Genomic DNA, 21,268 nt, shown 5'->3' on the forward strand with positions numbered 1-21,268 from the left:
AGCCGCGCCAGGATGGGACGACAGACTAGCAGATTACGACCAATGGCTCAATTTTGGGCGCTGCGCGCCGCTACGGGCTACGGGCTACGGGCTACGGGCTACGGGCTACGGGCTACGGGCTACGGGCTACGGGCTACGGGCAGGATGGTAGCGCCGCCCTGCTCGAAGCCCGCAGCTCGAGGCTCAGACGCCGAGGTAGTCGAGAATGCCCTCGCCGGCTTCGCGACCCTCGAACACGGCGGTGACCACCAGGTCGGAGCCGCGCACCATGTCGCCGCCAGCGAAGATCTTCTCGTTGGTGGTCTGGAAGGCGTAGGTGCCCTTCTCCGGCGCCAGCACGCGGCCTCGTTCGTCGAGCTCGATGCCGAAGCGGTCGAACCAGGGCGCCGGGCTCGGCTGGAAGCCGAAGGCGATGACCACGGCATCGGCCGGCAGGACCTCCTCGGAGCCCGGCACCACCTCGGGGCGCTGGCGGCCGTTCTCGTCGGGCTCGCCCAGGCGCGTGCGCACGACCTTCACACCCTCGACCTTGCCCTCGCCGACCACCGCCACCGGCTGGCGGTTGAACAGGAACTCGACGCCCTCCTCGCGAGCGTTGGCCACCTCGCGCTTGGAGCCAGGCATGTTCTCCTCGTCGCGGCGGTAGGCACAGGTCACGGTGGCCGCCCCTTGTCGGATTGCCGTGCGGTTGCAGTCCATGGCGGTATCGCCACCGCCCAGCACCACCACCTTCTTGCCTTCCAGCGAGACGAAGTCGGCCGGATCCTTCTCGAAGCCGAGGCAGTGGTTGACGTTGGCAATCAGATAGTCGAGCGCCTTGTGCACGCCGGGCAAGTCCTCGCCGGGGAAGCCGCCGGTCATGTACTTGTAGGTACCCATGCCGAGGAACACCGCGTCGTACTCTCCGAGCAGCGTGTCGAAGTCGATGTCCTTGCCGATCTCGACATTGAGACGGAATTCGATGCCCATCTCCTCGAATACCGCGCGGCGGCGCTCCATCACCGTCTTGTCGAGCTTGAACTCGGGGATGCCGAAGGTGAGCAGACCACCGATCTCGGGGTACTTGTCGTATACCACCGGCTTCACGCCGTTACGCACCAGGATATCGGCGCAGCCGAGCCCCGCCGGGCCGGCACCGATGATGGCGACCTTCTTGTCGGTCCAGGTGACCTGGGACATGTCCGGGCGCCAGCCCATGGCGAAGGCGGTGTCGGTGATGTACTTCTCCACCGAACCGATGGTCACCGCGCCGAAGCCGTCGTTGAGCGTGCAGGCGCCCTCGCACAGGCGGTCCTGGGGGCACACGCGACCGCACACCTCGGGCAGCGAGTTGGTCTTGTGCGACAGCTCGGCGGCTTCGAGGATGTTGCCCTCGGCCACCAGTTGCAGCCAGTTCGGAATGTAGTTGTGCACCGGGCACTTCCACTCGCAGTACGGGTTGCCGCAGTGCAGGCAGCGGTGCGACTGGCTGGCTGCCTCCTGCGGCTTGAACGGCTCGTAGATCTCGCCGAATTCGCGCGAACGGGTGCGGGCATCCTTCTTCTGCGGATCCTGACGCCCCACGTCGATGAACTGAAAGTCGTTTCTGGTCAAACGGTTGGCCATATTCATGTCTCCTGGATGCCGGCTTACTCGGGACGTCTGCGCGATTCGTCGAGCAGGCTGTTCAGGCTCGCCGCCTTGGGCTTGACCAGCCAGAAGTGCCGCACGAAGTCGCTGAAGTCGTCGAGGATCTCGCGTCCGCGCGCCGAGTCGGTCTCGGCCACGAACTCCTCGATGATCTCCCGCAGGTGACGCCGGTAGGCCTCCATGGCCTCGGTATTGACCCGGTGGATCTCCACCAGCTCATGGTTGTAGCGATCGACGAAGGAGCGGTCCTCGTCGAGTACGTAGGCAAAGCCGCCGGTCATGCCGGCGCCGAAGTTGACGCCGGTCTCGCCGAGCACGCAGATCATGCCGCCGGTCATGTACTCGCAGCAGTGGTCGCCGGCTCCCTCGATTACCGCATGGGCGCCGGAATTGCGCACGCCGAAGCGCTCGCCGGCGGTGCCGGCGGCGAACAGCCTGCCACCGGTGGCGCCGTACATGCAGGTGTTGCCGATGATCGCCGTCTTGTGGCTCTCGAAGCGGCTGCCGCGAGGCGGCACGATGACCACCTTGCCACCGTTCATACCCTTGCCGACGTAGTCGTTGGCATCGCCTTCCAGATAGAGGTTGAGGCCGCGGGCGTTCCACACACCGAAGCTCTGCCCGGCCACGCCGGTGAAGCGCAGCGTGATCGGGGCGTCCTCGAGCCCGGCCTCGCCGTAGTGCTTGGCCACCGCCCCCGAGGAGAGCGCCGGCACCGAGCGGTCGCAGTTGGTGATGGTGAAGCTGAACTCGCCGCCGCTCTTGTTGGCGATGGCCTGCTCGATGGCGGCCAGCACCTCCTGGTTCTTGGCGCCCGGGTCGTGGGGCACGTTGCGACTGACCTGGCAGAACTGCGGTGCGTCGGCCGGCACGAAGTCGTTGGCCAGCAGCGGGGTGAGGTCGAGCTTGCGCAGGGAGGCGGTGTCGCCCTCCAGCACCTCGAGCAGGTCGGTGCGGCCAATCAGGTCGGTCAGCTTGCGCATGCCCATCATCGCCAGCAGCTCGCGCACCTCTTCGGCGATGAAGCGGAAGTAGTTCTTGACCATGTCCACGGTGCCGCGGAAATGCTCGTCGCGCAGGTACTGGTGCTGGGTGGCGACGCCGGTGGCGCAGTTGTTGAGGTGGCAGATACGCAGGTACTTGCAGCCCAGCGCCACCATCGGTGCGGTGCCGAAGCCGAAGCTCTCGGCGCCGAGAATGGCCGCCTTGACCACGTCGAGGCCGGTCTTCAACCCACCGTCGGTCTGCAGGCGGATCTTGTCGCGCAGGCCGTTGATGCGCAGCGCCTGGTGCACTTCGGGAAGCCCCAGTTCCCAGGGGCTGCCGGCGTGCTTGATCGAGGTCAGCGGGCTCGCCGCGGTGCCGCCATCGTAGCCGGACACGGTGATCAGATCCGCATAGGCCTTGGCCACGCCGGTGGCGATGGTGCCGATGCCGGGCTCGGAGACCAGCTTCACCGAGACCTGCGCCTCGGGGTTGACCTGCTTGAGGTCGAAGATCAGCTGCGCCAGGTCCTCGATGGAGTAGATGTCGTGGTGCGGCGGCGGTGAAATCAGCGTCACGCCGGGCACCGAGTAGCGCAGCCGTGCAATCAGGTCGTTGACCTTGCCACCGGGCAGCTGGCCGCCCTCGCCGGGCTTGGCACCCTGGGCCACCTTGATCTGCAATACTTCGGCGTTGACCAGGTAGGCCGGGGTGACGCCGAAGCGCCCGGAGGCGATCTGCTTGATCTTGGAGCTGCGAATGGTGCCGTAACGCGACGGATCCTCGCCGCCCTCACCCGAGTTGGAGCGCCCGCCGGCCTCGTTCATGGCCTGGGCCAGCGCTTCGTGGGCCTCCGGCGACAGCGCGCCGAGCGACATGCCGGCGCTATCGAAGCGTGGAATCAGCTCGTCGACCGATTCCACCTCTTCGAGCGGCAGCGCCGTTTCGGCGGCCTTGAGCCCCAGCAGGTCGCGGATGGTCGCGGCGGGGCGCTCGTTCACCAGCTGGGCGAATTTCTTCCACTTGCGGTAGTCACCCTCCTGCACGGCTTCCTGCAACGCCTTGACCACGTCGGGGTTGTAGGCGTGATACTCATGATCATGAACGTACTTGAGCAGGCCGCCCTGAGCGATGCCCTTGCGCGGCGTCCAGGCGTCGCGGGCCAGCAGCTCCTGCTGCAGCTGCAGCTCGCTGAAACCGGTGCCCTCGATGCGCGAGGCCATGCCGGTGAAACACAGCTCGATCACCTCGGAGGAGAGCCCCACCGCCTCGAACAGCTGCGAGCCGCGATAGGAGGCGAGCGTCGAAATACCCATCTTGGAGAGGATCTTGTAGAGCCCCTTCTGCATACCCTTGCGGTAGTTCTCGCGGGCGTCCGCCGGGTTGCCGGTAAGCTCGCCGGTGCGATGCATGTCGGCCATTACCTGGTAAGCCAGCCACGGGAACACCGCGGTAGCACCGACGCCGAACAGCACCGCCATCTGGTGGGCGTCACGGGCATAGCCGGTTTCCACCACGATGTTGGCACGCGGACGCAAGGCCAGCTTGCCCAGGTGGTGATGCACGGCCCCCACCGCCAGTGCGGCATGGATCGGCAGTTGGCCTTTCTCGAGGTTGGCGTCCGACAGCACCAGGATTACCTTGCCCTCGTGAACCGCGGCCTCGGCCTGGCGGCACAGCTCGTGGATCGCCCCCTTGAGCCCCATCTGCTCGGGGTCGTAGCCCAGGCTCAGCCGATGATGGGAAAAGGTCGGGTCGTCCTGCTCGAGCAGCGCGGTGAACTTGCGCGGCGACAGTACCGGGGTGGTCAGGATGATCCGGTGGGCGTGCTCCGGCGTGGCCTTGAACACGTTGAGCTCGGCACCGATGCAGGTCTCCAGTGACATCACGATCGCTTCGCGCAGCGGATCGATGGGCGGGTTGGTGACCTGGGCGAACTTCTGACGGAAGTAGTCGGTCAACAGGCGCTGCTTGCGCGACAGTACCGCCATGGGCGTGTCATCACCCATGGAGCCCACCGCCTCCTGACCGCTCTCGGCCAGCGGACGCAGCACCTGGTCGCGCTCCTCGAAGCTGACCTGGAACATCTTCTGCCAGGTCTTGACCGCATCGGTATCCATGTTCTGGAAGCTGGCGAGCTCCGTCAGCGCCGATTCGAGGTAGTGCGCCTCCTCCTTCAGCCAGCGCTTGTAGGGGTAGGCGGACTGCAGGCGCTCGTCGATGTCCCGGGTATGCAGCACTTCGCCGGTATGAGTGTCCACGGCGAGTATCTGGCCGGGACCGACGCGGCCCTTGGCCACCACGTCCTCAGGCTTGTAGTCGTAGGTGCCGATTTCCGAGGCCAGGGTAATGTAGCCATTCTTGGTGATCACCCAGCGTGCCGGGCGCAGGCCGTTGCGGTCGAGCATGCAGATCGCCTGGCGGCCATCGGTCATGACCAGGCCGGCAGGGCCGTCCCACGGCTCCATGTGCATGGAATTGTATTCATAGAAGGCGCGCAGCTCCGCGCTCATGGTCTCGACGTTCTGCCATGCCGGCGGCACCATCATGCGCACCGCACGGTGCAGCTCCATGCCCCCCATCAGCAGCACCTCGAGCATATTGTCCATGCTCGATGAGTCGGAGCCCACGGTATTGACGATCTCGTCCAGCTCGGCGATGTCGGGTAGCCGATCGTTGACGAAGTTCTCCTTGCGCGAGTTCGCCCAGCTGCGGTTGGCCTCGATGGTATTGATCTCGCCGTTGTGGGCGAGCAGGCGGAACGGCTGGGCCAGCGGCCAGCGCGGCGCCGTGTTGGTCGAGAAGCGCTGATGGAAGACGCAGATCGCCGTCTGCAGGCGCTCGTCGCCCAGGTCCCGGTAGAAGGTGGGCAGATCCACCGGCATCACCAGGCCTTTGTACGACAGCACCTGCGACGACAGCGAGCAGACGTAGAAGTCCTCTTCGTCGCGCAGCATCTGCTCGGCACGGCGACGCGCCATGAACAGGTCGACATCGAAGCGGGAGGCATCGCCGAGCTTGCCCGGCTCGACGAACAGATGACGGATGCGCGGCAGGCAGGCACGCGCGATGGGGCCGCAATAGGAAGGATCCACCGGCACGTCGCGCCAGCCGCGGATCACCAGGCCGCAGGCACGCAACTCCCCCTCGAGAATACCGCGCGCACGCGCTTCCTTGGCATCGTCGTCGGGCAGGAACACCGCACCCACGGCGAACTGCTCGCCGAGTTCGACATCGAGTGCTTCGCTTGCGATCTCACGCATGAACCCTTCGGGCATCTTGAGCAGCAGGCCGCAGCCGTCACCCGTCTTGCCATCGGCGGCGATGCCGCCACGATGGGTCATGCAGGTGAGCGATTCGATGGCGGTACGCAGCAGGTCGTGGCTGGCCTGCCCTTCCATATGTGCAATCAGACCGAATCCACAGTTGTCACGGAACTCGCCTGGATGATGAAGGCCTCGGTTCATGGGCGTGCCTCAAGAAAGTCTATTGACCAAACGACAGTGCTGGTATATCTTTATCTGTTTTCTTTTTATTATGACTACTAGCAGTAGCCTGCTGCCGTCGCGAGAAAAAAGGACGACCAGCATAGACACTTTCTACCCTGCCGCGCAATCTCCCGCCCCAACCGAATCCCCAAAACTTCCAGAAAATCCGCAACTTGCTGGTCAAGCCAGAGCAAAAAAAACCACCAGCTCAAGGACTTGCGCTGCGCATAAACGAATTTCAAACGATGATGATTCGACATGCTACTTTGGTCTAATTTTTCTCTTTTTACCCATACCGATACGGCATGAGGCATGCGAATTTGATGCCGCATGCACCAGTCGGCGCCCCGGGCAACCGTAGTCGGAACAACGAAAAGGCCGCACGAATCGCTTCGTGCGGCCTACATGGCTGTATCGCTGTACCGTCCTGCCCAACGGGACTGGGCGCTCCGCTCAGCTCCGCGGGAAGGTAGCCAGCAACTCCTCGAGCAGTGGCTGGGGCGTTTCGTCGTGGACCACCGCCCGGCCCAGCGCCTCGAGCAGGACGAGACGCAGGCGCGCGTCGATGTTCTTCTTGTCCAGGCGCATGCGGGAGAGGAAATCCTCCACCCCCATATCGGCGGGAGCCGCCAGCGGCAGGCCGGCCGCGGCAATGATCGCAGCGGTACGCTCGACATCGGCCGACGCGAGCCAGCCGAGGCGCTGCGAGAGCTCGGCGGCCATCAGCATGCCGGCACCCACCGCTTCGCCATGCAGCCAGTTGCCGTAGCCCTGGTGAGCCTCGATGGCATGACCGAAGGTATGCCCCAGGTTGAGCAGGGCACGCACACCCTGCTCAGTCTCGTCCTCGGCGACGATGTCGGCCTTGAGCTGGCAGCTACGCTCGATCGCCCGGGTCAGCGCCTGGGGCTCCAGCGCCCTCAACGCCGGCATCTCGGCCTCGAGCCAGGCCAGGAACTCGACGTCGCGAATCAGCCCGTACTTGATCACCTCGGCCAGGCCCGCCGAAAGCTCCTTGGCCGGCAGGGTATTCAGGGTATCGGTATCGATCAGCACCGCACGCGGCTGCCAGAAGGCACCGATCATGTTCTTGCCCAGCGGGTGATTGACGCCGGTCTTGCCGCCCACCGAGGAGTCCACCTGCGCCAGCAGTGTGGTGGGCACCTGGATGAAGGCTACGCCGCGCTGGTAGCAGGCGGCGGCAAAGCCAACCATGTCGCCGATCACGCCACCACCCAAAGCAATCAGCGTACAGCGGCGATTGAAACCGGCCTCGAGCAGGGCATCCCAGATACGGCTGACGCTCGCCAGGGTCTTGGTCGCTTCGCCGTCGGGCAGTATCAGCTCGCGCACCTCGGCGTCACCTGGCAGGCCATCACGCAGGCGGGCCAGGTAGTGAGGAGCCACCGTCTCGTTGGTGACGATCATGATCTGGCGGCCGGCCAGGTAGGGGGCGAGCCAGGTGGTATCGCCCAGCAGCTGCGGGCCGATATGGATGGGATAGCTGCGTTCACCCAGCGCTACCTGCAGGCTGCACCGGGTTGGGAGAGGTTCGCTCGTCGACATGTTTCAGGCCTTGGCTTGTAGGGGATCGACCAGCCGCTGCACGCGGCGCACGATCTCGTTGACCACGGCGCGGGGGCTACGCCGGTCGGTACGCACCACGATATCGGCCGTGGCACGATAAAGCGGATCGCGCAGGTCGAACATCTCGCGCAGCACCTGCTCGCGATCGGGACGCTGCAGCAGCGGCCGGTTGCGATCCTTGGCCACGCGCTTGAGCTGCTGCTCGACGGTGGTGAACAGGTAGATCACGGTGCCCCGCTCGCGCAGGCGACGGCGGTTCTCCTCACGCAGCACCGCCCCCCCCCCCGTGGCAATGATCATACCGTCGAGCGCGGTCAGCTCCTCGATCATCTGCACTTCGCGCTGGCGAAAACCCTCTTCGCCCTCGACGTCGAAGATCCACGGGATATCGGCACCGCAGCGCGCCTGGATCTCATGGTCACTGTCGAGGAAGTCACGCGAAAGCTCGGCCGCCAGAAGGCGGCCGATGGTACTCTTGCCGGCTCCCATGGGGCCGACCAATATCAGATTGGGCAAGTCCTGCATCAGTGAATCGCCAGGCCGTCCTCGAGTATCCGTGGAGTGATGAACACCAGCAGCTCCACCTTCTGATTGCTCGACTCATTGTACCGGAAAAGCCTGCCCAGCACAGGTAAGTCGCCGAAGAACGGCGTCTTGGCCAGGCGGCTTATCTGTTCGGTGGTGAGAATACCGCCCAGCACCACCGTCTCGCCGTTGTCGACCAGTACCTGGGTCTCGATAAGGTTGGTATCGATGGGCGGCGCCTGGCCTGGCAGGCTCTCTCGAAAGCTGTCGTTGGTGATCACAAGATCCATAATAATGCGATTGTCGGGTGTGATCTGTGGCGTGACCTCAAGCGACAACACCGCTTCCTTGAACTCAGTATTGATACTGTTCGCCGATTCAGCGACATAAGCCCTTTCCTGCCCCTGCTTGATCACCGCCGTACGCTGGTTGGCGGTGATGACCCGTGGCTGGGAAATCGTCTGGCTCTTGTTCTCGCTCTCCAGCGCACGCAGCTCGAGATCGAGCAGAATATCGCCAGCCAGGTAGCCGAAGCCGAAGCTGGTCATGGGGGTGGTGCCCCCCAGATCGACTGTCAGCCCGCCCCGCTGAAATACATTGTCCTCATATTCGACTGTCGCCCCGTCGGCACGATAGTCCGGCGTCGGTAGCCCACTACCGCTAATAGGCCGGTATCGATCCGGTAAAGGTGTCCCAGCCGAATAGCGGCTGCCATCCTGGGTGAAAGAGCGCCCTACGGAAGCCCCGTTGGCGATGACTCCTCTTCCATCCCGATTCGATGACGCGCCCCAGTTCACGCCAAGCTCCTGGGTTACGCCATCGCGGGCGATGACGATGCGCGCCTCGATCTGCACCTGACGCACGGCCACGTCGAGCTGGTCGAGGGTGCGCAGGATCTCCTGGATCTGGTCGGCGGTGTCCTGGATCAGCAGCATGTTGGTGCGCGCATCCACCGCCACGCGGCCGCGATCGGTCAGCAGGCCGAAGCCATCGCCGCCGCGCAGCAGTTGGGCCAGATCCTCGGCCCGGGCATAGCGCACCTGCACATACTCCGAGACCAGCGGGGCCAGTGTCTCGACCTGGGCGCGCGCCTCGATCTCCTGGCGTTCGATGTTGGCCAGCTCACTGGCCGGCGCCACGACGATGACGTTGCCCTCCTGGCGGCTGGCCAGCCCATGGCTCTTGAGCACCAGGTCCAGCGCCTGGTCCCAGGGCACGTCCTGCAGATTGAGGGTCACCTGGCCGGTCACGCTGTCGCTGGCCACCAGGTTGAGGCCGGTGAAATCGGCGATGATCGCCAATACCGAGCGCACCTCGATATCCTGAAAATTGAGCGTGATGCGTTCACCGGTGTAGGGGAACTGCTGGCGCACACGCTGCTCGCGCTCCTGCCGGGTGACGGGCTGGGCTTCGATGGTGAGCTGGCGTCCGCTCTGGGTGGAGAGCATGGCGAACTCGCCGCTGCCTTCGATCTCCAGGGTGACGCCGTCGCGACTGGCGCGCGGCGTGATACGCCTCAGCGGCGTGCCGAAGTCGCTCACGTCGAGCACTTGATTGTGAGCTTCCGGCAGATCGACGCCGACGAGTTCGGCAACGATGCGATTGCGCCCCGACTCCCGCACACGGGCATCGACACCGGCCCTGTCGAAGGTGACGACCAACCGGCCGGCACCGCCTTCGCCGCGGCGGAAGTCGATATCGCTGATGGACGGCATGGCGCTCGACGCAGTGGCGGCGGGCACCGTCGACCTGGATGCCGTCGCGGACGCAGGCTCGGCGCTGGTTAGCGCCGATACGGAGCCTCCACCGCCAATGGCCAGCCTCAGGCGGTTGCCTTCCTGCACCGTGTCGTAGGGCAGCGGTCCTTCCATATTGAAGACCAGGCGTGTGCGCGAGCCGGCCTCGAGGGCCGTGACCTGCTCGACTCCACCGACGCCCAGGTCGAAGCGCCGACTCTCCAGCCCGTTGGCCGTGCCCTCCAGGTCGATGGTCAGCCGCGCCGGCTCGTCCAGCCGATAGCCGCGCACTTCCGGTACGCCGCCGCTGAAGGTCAGGTCGACCAGCAGCTCGCCGCGCTCGCCCTCACGGAAATCCAGGCCGGTCAGCGTGGTTGCCGCTAGGACGGGCATCGCCGCCAATGCCAGGCAGAGTCCCACCAGTGTACGAATCACATACTTCATCGTTGCCCTACTCCCTGCCTGTTACAAGTGCCCCGCCACGGGCGACCGCGATATCCTCAGCGCCTTGTCTCTTCCAACGCCATGCGCGTGGTGCGCTCCATCCAGCCGCCCCCGCCGGTGGGTACCAGCTCCACCAGTTGCACCGTCGAGCCGGTGATACTGACGATGCGACCATGATTCCGGCCCAGATAGCTGCCGATGCGCAGCCGGTGTACCTCGCCACCCGGCGCCCTGATCAGCGCATGGCTCTGGCCGCCCATGGTCAATATGCCCACCAGCCTCAGCGCCTCCAGGTCATATGCCTCGAGCGGCTCGCGCGCGCGCTCGAGGTCGGGCGCCAGGTCACTACTACCCGCCGGCGCCTCTTCCGGCTCCGGCAGCTGCGCGCGGAAAGGGCTGCGGCGATCGCTGGCCTGGTAGGGCACTGCCTCGTAGGCAGGTACCTCAGGCATCTCCAACACTCTGGGCGTACCCGGGTTGTTGCGAATGTCGGTCAGCCGGCGATCCAGCTCGCCCAGCTGGGGATCGGCACAGCCAGCCAACAGCAGGAGTACCAGGACCGTCGACGAGCGTTGCCTCATCGCATCCCCTCCTCACCCTGGGACCGATAACTATAAGTGCGGGCGAGCATCGACAGCCGCAGCCGCTCTCCCCCCTCTGCCGGCGCCAGCACGAAGTCATGCAGCGTGACGATGCGCGGCAGTGCCGCCACGCTGGCCAGGAAACCGGCGATATGGTGATACTCGCCCTCCACTTGAAGGTCGAACGGGCGCTCGATATAGAAATCTCGCTCGACGGTACTGCGCAGGCGGATGAAATCGATCGTCAGATGGTGATTGAGGGCGCTCTCGCTGATACTGTCGATCAGCGAAGGGATCTCCGCACCGGAGGGCAGCATCGCCATGAGTTCACCCATGCGCGACTCGAGTATCGCCATCTGCTCGAGCATGTCAGGCAGTCGCGCAGCCTGGGCGGCGCGATTGCGGTAGTCGAGCAGCAGCCGCTCCTCCTCCGCTTCGGCACGTTGCAGCTCGCCCGCCTTGGGGCCGGCCAGGTACCAGTGCGCCGCGGCAAAGGTCAGGCCCAGCACCAGCAGGCAGCAGATCCACTGTAGCAGCAGCGGCCAGGAACCCGACTCCTTGAGGTCCAGTCCGCGCCAGTCGAGCTCGCGGAGGCGACGAATCTCGGCCCGCAGGTTCATGGCTCGCCCTCCGCATCTCCGCGCCTGTCCTGCGCGCCGTCCGTGAGCTGCGTCACGCCGAGACTGAAGCGGCGCCGTACCCCGCCATCGGACTCGACCTCGGACAGCACCGGCTCGGAGAAGGCCGGCGCGGCAGCCAGGGCCCGCATCTGCTCGGAAACCCGATGATTGCTCTCCGCGCGTCCCGACAGGCGCAGCTGGTCCCCTTGCCGGCTCAGCTGGGTATAGTGCACGCCATCCGCCAGGCTCAAGGTCAGGTCGCGGAACACGCGCACGGTCTGGGAGCGCCCCTGCTGCAGGTCGCTGAAGACCTGGACCTGGCCGATCATGCGCTCACGTATGGCTTCGTACTCACCAATCGAACGGATGTCGCCTTCGAGCTGTTGCATGCGCTCGCGAATGTGCGCATTGCGCTCGCGCTGGGCATCCAGTGCGGCGTCGTAATAGTAAGTCAACCCCAGGCCGCCCGACGCACCGAGCAGCACCATGATCGTCAAGGCCAGATAGAAGTAGCGGCTGCGACGTGCCCGCTGCTGCTCCCGCCAGGACAACAGGTTGATTTCGATGCTCATGACGGCGACCTCATGGCCAGGCCGCAGGCGGTTACCATGGCCGGTGCGTCGCCCGCCAGGGTCTGGACATCGATGCGGGAGTTGATCCTCATGCGCAGAAAGGGGTTGGCGATGACGACCTGCATAGCGCTCTCGCGGGCGAGCCGCTCGGCCAGACCAGGAATGACGCTGGAGCCGCCGGCCAGGACCATGCGCCGCACTTCGTGCTTGCGACCCGCGGTATAATAGAGCTGCAGCGAGCGACCGACCTGCTGGACCAAGGTTTCGATGAAGGGAGCCAGCACGCTGGTCTGATAGTCCTCGGGCAGGCCGCCGCGCTTCTTGGCCAGGCCGGCTTCCTCCAGTGTCAGGCCATAGCGCGCCCGGATCTCCTCGGTGAGCTGGCGCCCGCCGAAGACGGTGTCACGGCTGTAGACGATGCGCCCGCCGCGCAATACGTGGAAGGCATTCATGGTGGCGCCGATGTCGACCAGCGCCACGCAGTCGTCGTCTCCGGCGGCCGGCGGCAGCTGATGGCGCAACTCGCCGAAGGCTCGCTCCATGGCGAAGGCCTCGACGTCCACCGCCGCAGGCACCAGGCCGGCCTGCTGCAAGGCATCGGTGAGCTGGTTGACGTCCTGCTGACGACAGGCGACCAGCAGGACGTCCTGCTGGTCGCCATAGCGTGCATTGAGCCCCAGTCGCTGGAAATCGAAGGCGACCTCGCTGAACGGAAACGGAATGTGCTTGTCTGATTCGAGTTGAATGCGCGCTTCGATCTCATCATCGTTGAGTGAAGCGGGTAATGTCAGGGTTTTGGTAATGGCGGCACTGGCCGGCACGGCGGCCACGGCTAGCCGGGAGGTCGGCCTGGCGCTCTCGACCGCGCGGCCCAGGGCATCGGCCACTTCGCCCATGTCGCGAATGCGTCGCTCGACCACGGCGCCTTCGCGCAACGGTCTGACGGCATAGCTTTCGATCTGGAAGTGGGAGCCCACCCGCTTGAGCTCGATCAGTTTGACCGTTGCCGAGGTGATATCGACACCGATCAACCCCTTTGCGGAGGCTCTGAGTCGCATCAATCGTTGCCCTTGCGTAAGCCGTCGCGATGGCCGCTCGTTATCATCTTGCTCTTGTATGCCTCGTGCGCCTGAGCGCGTAGGCTGAGAAAGATCATACTCGCATTACTAGGAATGAGGTTACATGATATTCCGCCACTGCACACAAAGTTGGACGGGTACTGCCTCAATACTGGTGGCGGACGGCTCGGATTCTTTATAATGGTCACGCCAGTGAAGGCTCTCTTCCATCGCCATCCCCTTCCTGCTCTCACCATGGATAACGCCTTTTCATGAAGTGGATCAAGACTCTGGTTCTCTCGGCCTTCTGGCTACTGGTATCGCTGTCCGTCGCGGCCCTGCTCAGCGTGGCAGGCGCGGCGCTCTATTTCACGCCGGGCCTGCCCGACGTGCGCCAGCTGCAGGATTTCGAACTGCACACGCCACTGCGTATCTTCACCCGCGACGGCAAGCTGATCGGCGAATATGGCGAGGAGCGCCGCATGGCGGTCTCCTTCGACGAGATCCCCGAAGACTTCATCCAGGCCCTGCTGGCGGCCGAGGATGCAGCTTTCTTCGAGCATCGCGGCGTCGACCCCCGCGGCCTGGCACGGGCAGCGCTGGAGCTCGTCGCCAGCGGCGACATCCAGTCGGGCGGCTCCACCATCACCATGCAGGTGGCGCGCAACTACCTGCTCACGCTCGACCGCACGTTCACCCGCAAGATCCGTGAAATCCTCCTGGCGCTGCAGATGGAGCGCATTCTCTCCAAGGAGGAGATCCTCGAGCTCTACGTCAACAAGATCTTCCTGGGCAACCGCGCCTACGGCATTGCCGCCGCCGCGGAGGTCTACTACAACAAACCGCTGGAGGAACTCAGCCTGGCGCAGAAGGCGATGATCGCCGGCCTGCCCAAGGCGCCATCCTCGTTCAACCCACTGGCCAATCCCGAGCGCTCGCTGATCCGGCGCAACTGGATCCTCTATCGCATGCGCCAGCTCGGCCACATCGACCAGGCAACCTACGAGGCGGCCGTGCAGGAGCCGACTACCGCGCGCCGCTACGTGGCGCAGGTCGAGGTCGACGCCGACTACGTGGCGGAAATGGCACGCCAGTACGCCATCGAGCGCTTCGGCGAGGAGGCCTACACCGGCGGCTACCGCATCCACACCACCCTGGACAGCGAGCTGCAGCCCCACGCCCGCCAGGCCCTGGCACGCGGCCTGATCGACTACGATACCCGCCACGGCTGGCGCGGGCCGGAAGAGCGCGACATTCCCGCCAGCCTCGCCGAAGCGCAGGAGCGTACCGAGCGTCGCGGACTGGAGGAGGAGCTCGACGAGTCTCCCGAAATCATGGAGACCGCCCGCCAGGCCGCGGCGCGCAGCCAGACACGCGTCGAGGGCATCGATGACGACGTCAGCAACTGGCTGCGGGTACTGGAGCGAACCCCCGGCTTCGGCCCGCTGCAGCCGGCTATCGTGGTATCGAGCGAAGGCCGCGAAATGCGCGTACTGACCCGCGAGGCAGAACTCGTGACCCTCGCCTGGGACGGCCTCTCCTGGGCACGCGCCTATCGCAACCCCAGAGCGCGCGGGCCTGAGCCCGGCTCCGCCAGCGAGATCGCCGAAACCGGCGACCTGGTGCGTATCCTGCAGCGCGACGACGGTAGCTGGCGGCTCTCCCAGCGCCCCGATGCAGAGGGCTCGATCGTCGTGATGAACCCTGCCGACGGCGCCATCCTCGCGCTGCAGGGCGGCTTCAGCTTCAATGCCAGCAAGTTCAACCGTGCGGTTCAGGCACAGCGGCAGTCGGGCTCGATCTTCAAGCCCTTCGTCTTCCTGGCCGCGCTGGATACCGGGCTGATGACCGCCTCCACCGTGGTCAACGACGCCCCGGTGGTCATGCACGACGGTAGCAGCCTGTGGCGCCCGGTGAACTCCAGCGGCGACTTCCTCGGACCGACCCGGCTGCGCGTGGCGCTGGCACGCTCGCGCAACCTGGTGACGATCCGCATCCTGCAGACCCTGGGGCTCGACAACACCATCGAGTACCTGGAGGGATTCGGCTTCAGCCGGAGCCGGCTGCCGCACGGCCTGTCTTTGGCGCTGGGCAGCGCCGACCTGACACCGCTGGAGATGACCAATGCCTACGCCGTACTGGCCAACGGAGGCTTCCAGGTTTCCCCCTGGTTCATCGAGCGCGTCACCCGTGGCAGCGACGACCAGGTCATCAGCGAGGCGCGCCCGGCCATCGCCTGCCGCGACTGTCGCGAAGATCAGACCGAGGTCGAAATCGACGGCAAGCGCTACGACGTGGCACCCAGGGTCGCCGACCCCACTGCCGTCTACATTCTGCGTGACATGCTGCGCGACGTGATCGAAAGCGGTACCGGGCGTGCCGCGCTGTCACTCAATCGCAGCGACGTAGTGGGCAAGACCGGCACCACCAACGACCAGCGCGACGGCTGGTTCGCAGGGTATAACGACGACTTGGTGGCTACCGTGTGGGTCGGCAAGGACAACAACGATTCGATCGCCGAATATGGCGGCAACGCTGCCCTGCCGATCTGGATCGACTTCATGGGCAATGCCTTGAACGGCCGCCCCGAAGCCAGGCCCGAAGCGCCCGCCCAGCTGGTCAGGATGCGCATCGACGAGCAGACCGGGCGACGCCTGGCCGACGGCCAGCCCGGCGGAATCACGGAAATCTTCCACCCGGACTATCTGCCCGACATGGAGCCGCGCCGGATCGAGCAGGAGATCGAGCAGCGCAGCGGCTCGCAGGGCACGGGAAGCTACGAGGCGATCTTCTGATACGGATGACCCGAGGGGCGGCACGGACGCCGCCCGCCGTCTTGCCAACCGCCATACAGCCGCCCCTCGGGGCGGCCCGTTACCGGGACAACAGGACAGGTTAGTTGCCATGCCACGACTGATGCCATGGAGCGTCATTGGACTGACGCTACTACCGGGCACCGCCCTCGCCGCCAGTGTCTTCTATGCGCCTCCGCCCCCCGAGGAAGACAGCCCCACCTTCAGCGGTGAAGCCGAGTTCGGCTATACCCACCTCTCTGGAAATACCGACAGCCAGACCCTGATCGGCAAGAGCCGGCTGACCTGGCTGACCGGACGCTGGACCCACACGCTGCGCAGCGAGGTGCGCAATGTCAGCCGCGACGAGGAGACCAGCGCCGAGCAGTACCTGATTTCCGGCCGCGAGCGCTATGACTTCGACGGCCCTCACTACCTCTTCGGTTTCGCCCGCTGGGAGAAGGACCGCTTCAGCGGCTACGACCAGCAGTTCACCACCATCGGTGGCTACGGCCGTGACGTCATCGATACCGGTCAGCACCGCCTGTCACTCGAGGCCGGCCCGGGGTATCGCCACGACAGAATCGATGGAGAGGAAAACAACAACCTGGGGGTCGTCTACAGCGCACTCGACTACCAGTGGACGTTCTCGAGCTACTCCCACCTGCGCCAGGAGATGTCGGTGGAATCGACCGATGCGAACACTACATCGCGATCGGTGTCGTCGCTCACCGCGCGCCTCAACTCGCGTCTATCGCTGCGCCTCTCCCATGAGGTCAAGCACAACTCCAACCCGCCCGAGACGGCCGACGCCCGCACCGACAACACCACCAACGTGACGCTGCTCTACACCTGGTAACTCCCGCAAGCGACACGCACCCGAGACACGACGCACTGCGCCGGCCCGAAGGCCGGCGCAGTCGTTTCATGGCATTGCCAGGACAGGACGATCAGCTACCGTAAACGTCGTCCACGGTCTTCAGTGGGTAGTGCGCCGGGTAGGGGCGGCGGGCTACGCCGGAGTCCACTGCGGCCTGGGCCACCGCTGCCGGGATCCGTTCCAGCAGGCGTATGTCGACCGGTGTGGGAATGATGTACTCGGGGCCGAACTCCATGTGATCGCGCTCGTAGGCGTCGAGTACCGCCTGGGGGACCGGCTCGCGGGCCAGGTCCTTGAGCGCATGAACGGCGGCCACCTTCATCTCTTCGTTGATACGCGTGGCGCGCACGTCCAGCGCCCCGCGGAAGATGAAGGGGAAGCCCAGCACGTTGTTGACCTGGTTGGGGAAGTCGGAACGGCCGGTGGCCATGATCACGTCGGGTCGCGCCTCCCGCGCCACGTCAGGGTGGATCTCGGGGTCGGGATTGGTGCAGGCGAAGACGATGGGATTCGGTGCCATCTTGCGCATGTGCTCGGCAGTCATCAGGTTGGGCCCCGAAAGCCCGATGAAGACATCGGCCCCGGCGATCGCATCGTCCAGCGTGCGCTTGTCGGTATCCACGGCGAATATCGCCTTGTACGGGTTGAGCCCCTCGCGGCCGGCATGAATGACGCCACGGCGATCGAGCATTATCAGGTTTTCCGAACGGGCACCGCAGGCCACCAGCAATTTCATGCAGGCAATGGCCGCCGCCCCAGCCCCCAGGCAGACGATCCTGGCGTCTTCCAGTCGCTTGCCGGCGATCTCCAGCGCATTGAGCATGCCGGCCGCGGTGACGATGGCGGTGCCGTGCTGGTCGTCATGGAACACCGGGATGTTGCATTGCTCGACGAGCGCCTGCTCGATCTCGAAGCACTCCGGCGCCTTGATATCCTCGAGGTTGATGCCTCCCCAGGTGTCGGCGATGCGCGCCACGGTGTCGATGAAGGCCTGAGGGCTCTCGGCATTCACTTCGATATCCACCGAGTTGATGCCGGCGAAACACTTGAACAGCACGCCCTTGCCTTCCATGACCGGCTTGCTGGCCAGCGGGCCAAGATTACCCAGACCGAGAATGGCACTGCCATCGGAAATCACCGCCACCAGGTTGCCCTTGCCGGTATAGCGATAGGCATTCTCCGGGTCGCGGGCGATTTCGCGCACCGGCTCGGCGACACCAGGACTGTAGGCAAGGGAGAGATCACGAGCGGTAGCAGTGGGCTTGGTCAGCTCCACGGAGAGCTTTCCGGGAATCGGCTTGGCGTGATAATCCAGCGCTGCCTGCTTCTTGGCGTCTGTCATGCTGAGAATCCGGTATCCATACTTTGGGAAGAGGCCACCTACAATATAGAAAAACGTTCCACACCTCAACGACCGTCCCGTTCGGCGATTTTGAATACTCATTCGCGAACATTCGCCACCATTTGCTGCAACTTATGGCAATCATCGCATCTATAACGCTTTCCTTATTGCCCAGCCCGTCATCCACATCTCCAAAACCGCTTGCATCGAGCAGGGAGGACCACCCCCGGGAACAGCGCCAGTTAGGCGCTGCGCGCCAAGCCTGGCGCACCCCAAAAAAGAAAACCCGCCGTGAAGGCGGGTTTCTCGAGCGATGCTGCGTCGCGGCGGGGCGAATCAACCGCGCTTGATGGCGGCACCGAAGCGCTTGTTGAAGCGCTCGACGCGACCACCGGTGGTCGCCTGCTTCTGCTTGCCAGTGTAGAAGGGGTGGCACTGGGAGCAGACGTCCAGTGACAGGTCATGGCCGGCAGTGGTGCCAACTTCGAAGGTCGCGCCGCAGGAGCAAGTCGCGGTGACCATCTTGTAATCCGGGTGAATACCTTGTTTCATCTTGAGCCTCATGGAGCGGTATGCCGCCACCTGATCCATTGCCAGGCACCGCATACAGGTTGTCTGTCGTCGCTATTCGTTCAACGTTGAGTCGTTCAACCAACCGGTAGCCGCCAGGCCTGATTCTCGAGAGCCAGGCACCACGACGGCCGGATATTCTAGCAGAGCCGACGCCGGAGGCCAATTGCCCGATTCCATCTCCTCGCCTCCGCCTCGCGTGCTGCGGGTGGCGGTACCCACCCCCCTGAGGCGCCTGTTCGATTACCGTCCGGGCCACGAACCCCCTCCCGGTGGGTGGCAGCCCGGCCTGCGCGTGCGCGTGCCGTTCGGCCGCCGTCAGGTCATCGGCGTGGTAATGGCGTGCAGCGATCGAAGCGACTTCCCTCTGGGCCAGTTGAAGCCGGTGGATGCTTGGCTGGATGCCGAGCCGCTGCCCGAAGACTGGCTATGGCTGTGCCGCTTTACGGCACGCTACTACCAGCATTCACTTGGCGACACTCTGCACCAGGCGTTGCCCGTACTGCTGCGCCAGGGCCGCCCCCTGGCCGGGCGCATGCGCGAGCGCTGGCAGGCCCTGGCCGAGCCCGATGCCGACGACCCGCGCTTGAAACGTGCACCGCGCCAGGCCGAGCTACTGGCCATGCTGCGCCAGCATCCCCACGGGCTGCACACTCAGGCGATAGTGGCCCAGGGTTTCAGCCGTGAACAGCTGCTCGCGCTGGTGGAGAAGAGGCTAGTCGCGCGGCATGAGACCCCTCTGACCGCCGCCGAGCCCACCACTTCCCAGTTGCTAGCCGAACCAGCGCTGCCGCTCAACCGCGAGCAAGCCACGGCCCTGGCAGCGATACACGAACGTCTCGATGGTTTTCATCCCTGCCTGCTGCACGGCGTGACCGGCAGCGGTAAGACCGAGGTCTACCTGCAGTTGATCGAGGCGGTGGTCGCCCGCGGCCGCCAGGCCCTGCTGCTGGTACCGGAGATCGGCCTGACGCCGCAGACTCTGGCACGCTTTCGCAGCCGCTTCCGCGTACCGGTGGTGGCGCTGCACTCGGGGCTCACCGACAACGAGCGCCTCGACGCCTGGGAAGCGGTCGCCAGCGGCCGCGCCCCCATCGTCATCGGTACCCGTTCGGCGATCTTCACGCCAATGGCGCGGCCCGGCGCGATCATCGTCGACGAGGAGCACGACGGCTCGTTCAAGCAACAGGAAGGGCTGCGCTATCACGCCCGGGACCTGGCCGTGGCCCGCGCCAAGCATCACGCCGTCCCGCTGCTGCTGGGCAGTGCCACACCCTCGCTGGAGAGCCTCTACCACGCCGAGCGCGGTAACTACCGTCACCTGCGCCTGACCCAGCGCGCCAGCCGTCACGCCCCGGCCCGACTGGAACTGATCGACCTGCGCGGCCGGCCGCGCCAGGGAGGACTCATCCCACCGGCCATCGAAGCGATCCGCGAGACGCTCGAGGCCGGCCATCAAGTGCTGGTGTTCATCAACCGCCGCGGCTTCGCCCCCACCCTGGCCTGCCACGCCTGCGGCTGGATGGCCGACTGCGACCACTGCGACGCGCGCATGACCCTGCACCGCCAGCCGCCGATGCTGGCCTGCCACCATTGCGACAAGCGCCGCCCGGTGCCGGACGCCTGCCCCGGCTGCGGCAGCGCCGACCTGCGCCCACTAGGCAGTGGCACCGAGCGCACCGAGGAGACCCTGGCCGCGCTCTTTCCCAAGGTACCGGTGCACCGCATCGACCGCGACAGTACGCGGCGCCGCGACGCCTTCGATCAGCTACTCGGCGAAGTGCGGCGCGGCGCACCCTGCCTGCTGGTCGGTACCCAGATGCTGGCCAAGGGGCACCACCTGCCCCATGTCACCCTGGTGGTCGTGGTCAATGCCGATGCCGGACTCTACGCCAGCGACTTCCGCGCCCTGGAGCACAGCGCCCAGTTGCTGACCCAGGTGGCCGGCCGTGCCGGACGCGCCTCGCACCCGGGACGCGTGCTGGTACAGACCCTGCACAACGACGACCCGCACCTGCGCCTGCTCGCCGAGCGCGGCTACGATGCCCTGGCCGAGCAACTGCTCGCCGAACGCCGTGTCGCCTGCTTGCCTCCCTTCCGCTTCCTTGCCCTGTTGCGCCTGGAGAGCCCCCGCGAGGAAGCCGCCATGGCGCTTGGCCGCGACGCGACGGCCATGCTGCGGCAGTGGGTCGCCGAGCACGCCCCCGACGTGAGCTGCCTGGGCCCGGTGCCTGCCCCCATGGAGCGACGCCAGAACCGCTATCATATCCAACTGATGCTGAGCGCCGAACGGCGCAGCCAGCTGCACGCCGCCTGCGCGCAGCTGACCGCCTGGCTCGAGGCCGCGCCCGAGGCACGCCGGGTGCGCTGGTCGCTGGATGTCGACCCGCAGACGCTTGCCTAGCTACGAGCTGCGAGCTACGAGCTAAGAGCTGCGAGCTACGAGCTGCGAGCTACGAG

The 21,268-nt window shown here is 65.4% G+C and carries 14 protein-coding genes; 3 read left to right on the forward strand and 11 right to left on the reverse strand.

Features of this window, described 5'->3' with window-relative positions:
- Positions 1 to 183: 183 nt before the first annotated feature.
- The 9 genes from ACUY1T_RS07175 to pilM all read right to left on the reverse strand — a co-directional run bounded on the left by ACUY1T_RS07175 (position 184) and on the right by pilM (position 13,224).
- Positions 184 to 1,605, reverse strand: coding sequence for an FAD-dependent oxidoreductase (locus ACUY1T_RS07175; protein WP_446021370.1), 1,422 nt, complete (start codon positions 1,603 to 1,605; stop codon positions 184 to 186).
- Between the two features lie 23 nt (positions 1,606 to 1,628).
- Positions 1,629 to 6,080, reverse strand: a complete 4,452-nt coding sequence (gene gltB / locus ACUY1T_RS07180) for a glutamate synthase large subunit (RefSeq protein ID WP_446021372.1) — start codon at positions 6,078 to 6,080, stop codon at positions 1,629 to 1,631.
- Positions 6,081 to 6,554: 474 nt separating this feature from the next.
- Entirely contained in the window at positions 6,555 to 7,667 is a 1,113-nt protein-coding gene (gene aroB, locus ACUY1T_RS07185) for a 3-dehydroquinate synthase (RefSeq protein ID WP_446021374.1), read from the reverse strand.
- Between the two features lie 3 nt (positions 7,668 to 7,670).
- Positions 7,671 to 8,213 carry a shikimate kinase AroK gene (gene aroK / locus ACUY1T_RS07190; protein WP_446021376.1) on the reverse strand — a complete coding sequence of 181 codons (543 nt, stop codon included), beginning with the start codon at positions 8,211 to 8,213 and terminating at the stop codon, positions 7,671 to 7,673.
- Positions 8,213 to 10,393: a type IV pilus secretin PilQ gene (gene pilQ / locus ACUY1T_RS07195; RefSeq protein ID WP_446021378.1), complete on the reverse strand. Its 2,181-nt coding sequence runs from the start codon at positions 10,391 to 10,393 to the stop codon at positions 8,213 to 8,215. The genes aroK and pilQ overlap by 1 nt, the downstream gene beginning before the upstream one ends.
- A gap of 56 nt (positions 10,394 to 10,449) precedes the next feature.
- Entirely contained in the window at positions 10,450 to 10,974 is a 525-nt protein-coding gene (locus ACUY1T_RS07200; protein ID WP_446021379.1) for a pilus assembly protein PilP, read from the reverse strand.
- The gene (locus tag ACUY1T_RS07205; RefSeq protein WP_446021381.1) at positions 10,971 to 11,594 is read right to left on the reverse strand and encodes a type 4a pilus biogenesis protein PilO; all 624 of its coding nucleotides are present in this window, start codon (positions 11,592 to 11,594) and stop codon (positions 10,971 to 10,973) included. Before ACUY1T_RS07205 ends, ACUY1T_RS07200 begins: the two co-directional genes overlap by 4 nt.
- Positions 11,591 to 12,166, reverse strand: coding sequence for a PilN domain-containing protein (locus ACUY1T_RS07210; protein ID WP_446021383.1), 576 nt, complete (start codon positions 12,164 to 12,166; stop codon positions 11,591 to 11,593). The genes ACUY1T_RS07205 and ACUY1T_RS07210 overlap by 4 nt, the downstream gene beginning before the upstream one ends.
- On the reverse strand, positions 12,163 to 13,224 hold the full coding sequence (gene pilM / locus ACUY1T_RS07215; RefSeq protein WP_446021385.1) for a type IV pilus assembly protein PilM: 1,062 nt from the start codon (positions 13,222 to 13,224) through the stop codon (positions 12,163 to 12,165). The genes ACUY1T_RS07210 and pilM overlap by 4 nt, the downstream gene beginning before the upstream one ends.
- A 272-nt stretch (positions 13,225 to 13,496) precedes the next feature.
- Between pilM and ACUY1T_RS07220 the strand changes: the two genes are divergently transcribed.
- Both ACUY1T_RS07220 and ACUY1T_RS07225 read left to right on the forward strand, forming a co-directional pair.
- Positions 13,497 to 16,019 (forward strand): penicillin-binding protein 1A, encoded by a 2,523-nt coding sequence (locus ACUY1T_RS07220; protein WP_446021387.1) that lies wholly within the window; start codon positions 13,497 to 13,499, stop codon positions 16,017 to 16,019.
- Positions 16,020 to 16,128: 109 nt separating this feature from the next.
- The gene (locus ACUY1T_RS07225) at positions 16,129 to 16,875 is read left to right on the forward strand and encodes a DUF481 domain-containing protein (RefSeq protein ID WP_446021388.1); all 747 of its coding nucleotides are present in this window, start codon (positions 16,129 to 16,131) and stop codon (positions 16,873 to 16,875) included.
- Positions 16,876 to 16,966: 91 nt separating this feature from the next.
- Here ACUY1T_RS07225 and ACUY1T_RS07230 read toward each other — a convergent pair whose 3' ends face one another.
- Both ACUY1T_RS07230 and rpmE read right to left on the reverse strand, forming a co-directional pair.
- Complete coding sequence (locus ACUY1T_RS07230; protein WP_446021390.1) at positions 16,967 to 18,238, reverse strand: malic enzyme-like NAD(P)-binding protein; 1,272 nt, start codon at positions 18,236 to 18,238, stop codon at positions 16,967 to 16,969.
- A 336-nt stretch (positions 18,239 to 18,574) separates the two neighbouring features.
- Positions 18,575 to 18,790, reverse strand: a complete 216-nt coding sequence (gene rpmE, locus ACUY1T_RS07235) for a 50S ribosomal protein L31 (protein WP_111412913.1) — start codon at positions 18,788 to 18,790, stop codon at positions 18,575 to 18,577.
- A 184-nt stretch (positions 18,791 to 18,974) separates the two neighbouring features.
- Here rpmE and ACUY1T_RS07240 point away from each other — a divergent pair, with 184 nt between their 5' ends.
- The gene (locus ACUY1T_RS07240) at positions 18,975 to 21,212 is read left to right on the forward strand and encodes a primosomal protein N' (RefSeq protein WP_446021392.1); all 2,238 of its coding nucleotides are present in this window, start codon (positions 18,975 to 18,977) and stop codon (positions 21,210 to 21,212) included.
- The last annotated feature ends 56 nt before the right edge of the window (positions 21,213 to 21,268 follow it).

The sequence above is a fragment of the Billgrantia sp. Q4P2 genome, assembly GCF_052806135.1.